Source organism: Dyella sp., assembly GCF_051962475.1.
Classification (GTDB): Bacteria; Pseudomonadota; Gammaproteobacteria; order Xanthomonadales; family Rhodanobacteraceae; genus Dyella_A.
In genome coordinates, this window is sequence record NZ_JBQCCF010000001.1 from 1 (window position 1) to 2,628 (window position 2,628).

At 67.3% G+C, this 2,628-nt stretch carries 1 protein-coding gene; it reads right to left on the reverse strand.

Annotated features, from left to right (window positions below; genetic code table 11):
• Positions 1-133 precede the first annotated feature (133 nt).
• Positions 134-2,464 (reverse strand): DNA translocase FtsK, encoded by a 2,331-nt coding sequence (locus ACTHJF_RS00005; protein WP_440265242.1) that lies wholly within the window; start codon positions 2,462-2,464, stop codon positions 134-136.
• Between the last annotated feature and the right edge of the window lie 164 nt (positions 2,465-2,628).

Here is a 2,628-nt window from a genome sequence, read left to right on the forward strand (position 1 = left end):
CGCTCGCGGGCGATGCTCTTCGCCTTGGCTTCGTTGTAGATCAGGAGCCGGAGCATCGCCCGCGAGCGGGCTCCTACAGGGGCGCTTGCTTCTGAGGTTCGAAGGAGCATCGCCCGCGAGCGGGCTCCTACGGTTATTTCGGTGGGGGTGGGGCCAGCACCTCGCGGTTGCCGTTGTGCTGCGGGGCGCTGACCACGCCGTCGGCTTCCATCTGCTCGATCAGCCGCGCGGCGCGGTTGTAGCCGATGCGCAGGTGGCGCTGCACGCCGGAAATCGACGCGCGGCGGGTCTGCGTGACGATGGCCACGGCCTTGTCGTACAGCTGGGTGTCGGCGTCGCCGCCCTCTTCCCCGTCCTGCGGCAGGCCGGAGTCGTTGATGAACTTGCCGTCGGCGGTGGCCTGGACCTCTTCCAGCACGCCCACGATGTACTGCGGTGCGCCCTGCGACTTGAGCCATGCCACCACGTTGTGCACCTCGTGGTCGTCGACGAAGGCGCCATGCACGCGCTCGGGCGTGGCGGTGCCCGGCGGCAGGTAGAGCATGTCGCCGTGGCCGAGCAGCGCCTCGGCGCCGGACTGGTCAAGAATGGTGCGCGAGTCGATCTTGCTCGACACCTGGAACGCGATGCGGGTGGGAATGTTGGCCTTGATCAGGCCGGTGATCACGTCCACCGACGGACGCTGGGTGGCCAGCACCAGGTGCACACCGGCGGCGCGCGCCTTCTGCGCCAGGCGGGCGATCAGCTCTTCGACCTTCTTGCCGACGATCATCATCATGTCGGCGAACTCGTCGATGATGATCACGATGTACGGCAGCGGCTCCAGCGGCTCAGCCGCCAGGTTCGGCATCTCCGGATTGGGCCGGAACAGCGGATCGAGCAGCGGCTGGCCGGCGGCCTCGGCGTCCTTCACCTTCTTGTTGAAGCCACCCAGGTTGCGCACGCCTACCGCGGCCATCAGCTTGTAGCGACGCTCCATCTCGGCCACGCACCAGCGCAGGGCGTTGGCCGCTTCCTTCATATCGGTGACCACCGGCGCCAGCAGGTGCGGGATGCCCTCGTACACCGAGAGCTCCAGCATCTTCGGGTCGATCATGATCATGCGCACGTCTTTGGCGCTCGCCTTGTACAAGAGCGAGAGCACCATCGCGTTGACCGCCACCGACTTGCCCGAGCCGGTGGTGCCGGCCACCAGCAGATGCGGCATCTTGGCCAGATCGGTCACCACCGGCTTGCCACCGATGTCCTTGCCCAGCGCCAGCGCCAGCGGCGACTTCATCTGGTCGTACTTGTCCGAGCGCAGGATCTCGGAGAGGTACACGATCTGCTTGCGCGTGTTGGGAATCTCCAGGCCGATCACGTTCTTGCCGGGGATCACGTCGACCACGCGCACGCTGACCACGGAGAGGCCGCGCGCGATGTCCTTATCCAGGCTGGACACCTGGGAGCCGCGCACGCCGGCGGCGGGCTCCAGCTCGAAGCGGGTGATCACCGGGCCGGGATACACGCCCACCACCTTGGCCTCGATGCGGAAATCCTTGAGCTTGAGCTCGACCTGGCGCGAAAGCACTTCCAGGGTTTCCTCGGAATAGCCGGGGCCCTGCGGCGGCGCTTCGTCCAGCAGCGACAACGGCGGCAGCTCGCCCGGCTGGGCGGCGCCGACGAACAGCGGGATCTGCGTTTCCTGACGCGCGCGGTCGCTCTTGGCCACCGGCGCCGGTGGCGCCTCGATGCGCACGGGCTCACGCTTGGCCTGCTTGACCGCCTCGGCCTTTTTCACCACCTCGCGCTCGCCGCGGGCCTGGCGGGCGGCCATCACTTCCGGCGCCTTGCGCAGCTTGCCGCCAGCCCAGTTGGCCAGGAGCATCACCATGGCGCCGGTCCAATCCATCAGGCGAAACCACGACAGGCCGGTAGCCAGCGTCACCGCGATCAGGAACAACGCCAGCAGCAGCAGCGGCGCACCGGTGGAGCCGAGCGCGTTGAGCAGCGAATTGCCCAACCACTGCCCCGCCACGCCGCCCACACCCTGCGGCATCACCGGATCGGGCCGGCTGGCGTTGAGCGCGAACAGCGCCGGCAGCGTAATGAAGAAGAACACGAAGCCGATCAGCCGCAGCGACGGCTCCCACGGATGCACTGCCCGCTCGCCGCGGTGGCGCAGCACCTGCACGCCCAGCACCAGCAGCAGCAGCGGGAACGCATAGGCGACCAGGCCGAAGATGTAGCGCAGCAGGTTGGCGATGTTCGCGCCGATGGCGCCGCCGAAATTGCGCGCGTGTTCCACCGTGCCGACGTGGCCCCAGCTCGGGTCCTGCTCGTTGTAGCTGAACAGGCAGACGAGTAGATACAGCGCCAGTGGCAGCAACAGCAGGGCACCTGCTTCGCGCAGGCGCCGCTTCAGTTCGTCGCTGAGGGCGGGCGTGGGGTTCTTGGCTTTCTTGACGTTCGCGCTACGCGCCACCGGGTCGTGCTTCCTTGGGAATGACTCCGCCCAAGTCTACACAGCCAGCCGCGTCGGGAGGAGCGTGCGAGGACGCAGCTGCGCCGCGGAACCCAAAACAAAACGTAGGAGCCCGCTCGCGGGCGATGCTTTTGCTTTGATGTCGATTCAAAGCCAAGAGCATC